3 protein-coding genes and 1 pseudogene are annotated in these 4,948 nt (G+C 67.2%); 1 reads left to right on the forward strand and 3 read right to left on the reverse strand.

Features of this window, described 5'->3' with window-relative positions:
* From A9X05_RS11335 to A9X05_RS11345, 3 genes and pseudogenes are all read right to left on the reverse strand, one after another.
* Positions 1 to 2,058 (reverse strand): annotated as a pseudogene (locus A9X05_RS11335) (NAD-glutamate dehydrogenase domain-containing protein); the annotation flags it as partial.
* 120 nt (positions 2,059 to 2,178) lie between these two features.
* Positions 2,179 to 3,855, reverse strand: a complete 1,677-nt coding sequence (gene ettA / locus A9X05_RS11340; protein ID WP_067749486.1) for an energy-dependent translational throttle protein EttA — start codon at positions 3,853 to 3,855, stop codon at positions 2,179 to 2,181.
* A gap of 80 nt (positions 3,856 to 3,935) precedes the next feature.
* Positions 3,936 to 4,418: a single-stranded DNA-binding protein gene (locus A9X05_RS11345; RefSeq protein WP_067749484.1), complete on the reverse strand. Its 483-nt coding sequence runs from the start codon at positions 4,416 to 4,418 to the stop codon at positions 3,936 to 3,938.
* A 198-nt stretch (positions 4,419 to 4,616) separates the two neighbouring features.
* Here A9X05_RS11345 and A9X05_RS11350 point away from each other — a divergent pair.
* Positions 4,617 to 4,948 (forward strand): DUF222 domain-containing protein (locus tag A9X05_RS11350; protein WP_156736651.1); only part of this gene is annotated, 332 nt, incomplete at its 3' end.

Genomic DNA, 4,948 nt, shown 5'->3' on the forward strand with positions numbered 1-4,948 from the left:
ACGCGCCGTGGAGGGGTGCTCGTTGAGCACCGACTCGATGTAGGACTGACTGTAGGGAAAGCCCGCCTGCCGTAGGTATTTCGCGTAGGCACGCAGCAACACGACCTGCTGCCAGGTCAGCCGCGCGCGCATGACCAGTTCGTTGAAGCGGTCGATCTCGACCCGGCCTTCCCAGATCGCGGTGACCGCGTCGGCGAATCGCTGTGCGGTGGCCTCGCGCTCGGTTGTCGTGGTCGCCGGCGAGATGGTGGGGTGGGTCGAGATCTTGAACTGGTAGATCCACACCGGCAGGTTGTCCGGGCGGGTCACGGTGAAGGGCCGCTCCTCGAGCACCACCACGCCCATGCTCTGCAGCATCGGCAGCAGCTGGCTCAGCGAGGCGGTGCGCCCGCCCAGGAACCAGGTCAGCTGGGCGGCCCCGTCCTCGCCGCGCTCAGAGAACACTAGCTTTACCGAATTATCTTGCAGCCCTTGGATTATGGCGATGTGGTCGATGGCGTCGGCCGGGCTGACGGCCTGCTTGTAGACCTCCGAGAACGCCGTGGCGTAGTGCTCGACGTCGGCCTGCTCGGCGCGGCCGTCCGCGGCCGCGCCGATCAACCGGTCGGTCCAGGTGCGGGCGGCCTCGCTCAGCAGCCCCTGGATGCGGACCCGATTGTCCTCGGAGACGTCGACGGGTGCGGCTTCTTCGGGCAGCCGCACCATGAAATGCATGAGGGCCCAGGGTGACTCGCTGACGCGGGCGGTGAACTCGAGCCGCGTGCCGCCGAATTCGCGGACCAAGATGTCTTCGATCTGAAGCCGCACCTGGGTGGTGTAGCGGTCGCGGGGCAAGTACACCAGGCAGGACACGAAGTATTGGAGCCGATCGGCGCGCAGGAACAACAACGCCCGCCGTTGGGATCCCAGGTCCACCACCGCTTTGGCCATCGCCAACAGCCGCTCGGCGCTGAGAGTGAAAAGCTCTGAGCGCGGGACGGTTTGGATGACGTCGAGCAGCAGCTGACCGGGGTGGATCGGGTCGCTGTCGGCCAGGGCGAGCGCGTCGCGGACCCGGGTCGAGACCGTAGGGATCTCCAGGACGTCGGCGTTCATGGCGGCGACCGTGAAGAGCCCGACGAAGCGGTGCTCGACGACTCCGTCGTCGGCCCTCTCCCGCACCGCGATGGCGTACGGATAGGCGCCGTACCGCAAGTAGCTGCCCACGACAGACTGCGCGAGCACCAGCAGCTTGTCGTCATCGGTCAATCGGGGGCGGGAACCGGTGCGGGTGCGCAGGACGCCCAGGCCGGGTGAGCCGTCGCCGGAGACCAGGCCCTCGTGCACGCGGCACCGTTGGTAGCCCAGCAGCAGGAAGTTACCGTTGCCCAGCCAGCGCAGCAGGGCGGCGACGTCGTCGCGGTCCGGCGCGGAGAACTGGCCGTGCGCGTTGGTTTCCACGTCCGCGGCCAGGCCGCTCAGGGCGGCGATCAACGCGCCCGCGTCGCTGGCGACCTGCTGCACGTCCGACAGGACCTTGGGCAGCAGCCGCTCGACTTCGACGAGGCCCTTGGTGTCGACCGACGGCAGCAGCTGCACGTGTATCCACGCTTCGCCGACGTATGGCGGTGCGCCGGGAGGTTTGGGTTCGACGCTGACCAGGTCGCCGTCCGAGTTGCGGTGCACCTCGAACACCGGCGTCATGATGGCGGCGTAGGGCACGCCGAGCCGGTGCAGCAGCACGGTGACCGAGTCCATCAGCATGCCGCCGTGATCGGTGACGACCTGCAGCGCGGGCCCGAATCCGGCCGGATCCTCCGCGGGGTACACCGCGACTCGGCTCTGGCCGGCGGGGCGGTGCTGGCCCAACCGATAGTGGGCGCCCAGCATGGCGGGAGTGACGATGGAGGTCGGGACGGTCAGGTCGATCGGACCGGAATCCGCCGCCCCCGGTTCGTCGCCGTGCGGGCCGCGATAGCTCTCGATGTAGGCCTTCGCGATCCAGCCCGGAATGTCCTCCTGCAGTGTGAACGCGGTCCACGGCTTGAGGGCCTGCTTGGCTCCGGGATCGATCGTCATGCCGATGGCTCCCAACTCGTGACCGATGTCACTGTGCTCAACCGCCCAGTCTCCCCCGCAATGGGGGGCGGCCCCCAGCGGCCGTCCGGGCCGCGTCACTGCGGGGCTGCGCAGCTGACACTAGTCGCGCGTGAGCTTTCGGTGGGTCACTCTGTGCGGTCGCGCCGCGTCAACTCCGAGGCGTGCGACCTTGTTCTCCTCGTACGCACCGAAGTTGCCCTCGAACCAGAACCACTTGGCCTCGTTGTCCTCGTCGCCCTCCCAGGCCAGGATGTGCGTGCACGTGCGGTCCAGGAACCAGCGATCGTGGGAGATCACGACCGCGCAGCCGGGGAATTTCTCCAGGGCGTTCTCGAGCGAGCCGAGCGTTTCGACGTCGAGGTCGTTGGTGGGTTCGTCGAGCAGGATCAGGTTGCCGCCCTCTTTGAGCGTGAGCGCCAGGTTCAGCCGGTTGCGCTCGCCGCCGGAGAGCACGCCGGCCGGCTTCTGCTGGTCAGGACCCTTGAAGCCGAACGCTGAAACGTAGGCGCGCGACGGGATCTCGTTCTGTCCGACCTCGATGTAGTCGAGGCCGTCCGAAACGACTTCCCACACGGTCTTCTTGGGGTCGATCCCGGCGCGGGACTGGTCGACGTAGCTGAGCTTGACGGTTTCTCCGACCTTGACCGTCCCGCTGTCGGGCTGTTCGAGTCCCACGATGGTCTTGAACAGCGTCGTCTTGCCGACGCCGTTGGGACCGATGACGCCGACGATGCCGTTGCGGGGCAGGGTGAAGGACAGGTCCTTGATCAGCGTGCGCCCGCCGAAGCCCTTGTCCAGGTGCTCGACCTCGACGACCACGTTGCCCAGCCGCGGCCCGACCGGGATCTGGATCTCCTCGAAGTCGAGCTTGCGCGTCTTTTCCGCCTCGGCCGCCATCTCCTCATACCGCTGCAGCCGCGCCTTGCTCTTCGCCTGGCGCGCCTTGGCCCCCGACCGCACCCAGGCCAGCTCCTCGGTCAGCCGCTTCTGCAGCTTGGCGTCCTTGCGGCCCTGCACCGACAAGCGCTCGGCCTTCTTCTCCAGATAGGTCGAATAGTTGCCCTCATAGGGGTACGCGCGACCGCGGTCGAGCTCGAGGATCCACTGCGCCACGTTGTCCAGGAAGTACCGGTCGTGGGTCACCGCCAACACCGCGCCCGCATAGGCGGCCAGGTGCTGTTCGAGCCACTGCACGCTTTCGGCGTCCAGGTGGTTGGTCGGCTCGTCGAGCAGCAACAGGTCCGGCTTGGACAACAGCAGCTTGCACAGCGCCACGCGCCGTCGCTCACCACCGGACAGGTTCGTCACCGGCTCGTCGGGCGGCGGGCAGCGCAGGGCGTCCATGGCCTGCTCGAGCTGCGAGTCGAGGTCCCAGGCGTCGGCGTGGTCCAGCTCCTCCTGCAGCCGGCCCATTTCCTCCATCAACTCGTCGGAGTAGTCGGTGGCCATCAATTCGGCGACCTCGTTGAACCGGTCCAGCTTGACCTTGATCTCGCCGAGCCCCTCCTCGACGTTGCCGCGCACCGTCTTCTCTTCGTTCAGCGGTGGCTCCTGCTGCAGGATGCCGACGGTGGCGCCGGTGGCCAGGAAGGCCTCGCCGTTGTTCGGCTTGTCCAGCCCAGCCATGATCCGCAAGACGCTCGACTTGCCGGCGCCGTTGGGGCCGACGACACCGATCTTGGCGCCCGGGTAGAAGCTCAACGTGACGTCGTCCAGGATCACCTTGTCGCCGTGCGCCTTGCGGACCTTTTTCATCGTGTAGATGAACTCAGCCATGCCGCGGTCATGCCTTTCTGGTCTTTTGAGAGAGTTCTCGCGACCATCCTAGGCATCGCGCGGTGGGCCGGATTCCGCAGCTAAGCCGACATCGGCAGCGGTCCCGCTTCGGCGGAGTCGACGCCGGCGTCGCGATCGGCGTCCTCACCAGCGGTGCCGGTCGCATCCGTGGGTGGCTTGCCGGCATCGCCGGCAGTCGGGCCGGTGTAGCCGGGCCTCTCGATGCGGACGATCGCGCGGGACACATCGGGCCCGACGGAGGTGGCACGCATCTCCAGCGACGAGCGGCGGTTGCCGTCGCGGTCCTCGTACTCGCTGGTGTACACGTGGCCCACGACAATCACCGGTGCACCCTTACCCAGCGCGGCGCCCACGCCGGTGACCAACTTGCCCCAGCAATTGACGTTGATGAACAACGAGTTGCCCGGCTCCCAGCCTCCGTCGGCCGTGCGCCGCCGGGAATTGCTCGCGACGCGGAACTTGATCACCTCCTGCGTGCCGACGTGTCGGCGTTCGGGGTTGGTGACGATGTGTCCGACGACCGTAAGCGGTGTTTCAAACATTGGCTGATCCCTTCTCGGTTGCCATTTCTCTGCTGTCGTGACCATTGACCTCGCCGCAACCGACGGACCTGGGGCCGAAACCGGGTCTCGGTGAGCGGTCCTGTGGAAAGAGACGGGACTGTGGAGTAGTTCGCGGGTCACATTCCAGCGCGGAATCGGCAACCGAAACTTGTCGTACCGCGCGGCGACGATGGGTTCATGTCTTCGACCGCATCGTCCGACTCCGTGGTGGTGAGCCCCAAAGACCGTCTCGGGGTGCTGTTCGAGGAGTTGGCGGAGTTGGCCGGTCAGCGCAACGCCGTCGATGGGCGCATCGTGGATTTGGTCGCCGAGATCGAGCGTGAGGAGCTGTGCGGCATGACCGGCGCGCGGTCGGTGCCGGCGTTGGTGGCCTGGAAGCTGGGGTTGTCCTCGACCACCGCGCACACGATCGCCACCGTCGCGCGCCGGGTCGAGGAGTTCCCCCGCTGCGCCCAAGGAATGCGGGAGGGCCGGCTGTCGCTGGATCAGGTCGGCGTCATCGCGGCACG

Origin of the sequence: Mycobacterium sp. E3298 (assembly GCF_001666895.1) — a bacterium.
In the GTDB taxonomy this organism is placed as follows: Bacteria; Actinomycetota; Actinomycetes; order Mycobacteriales; family Mycobacteriaceae; genus Mycobacterium.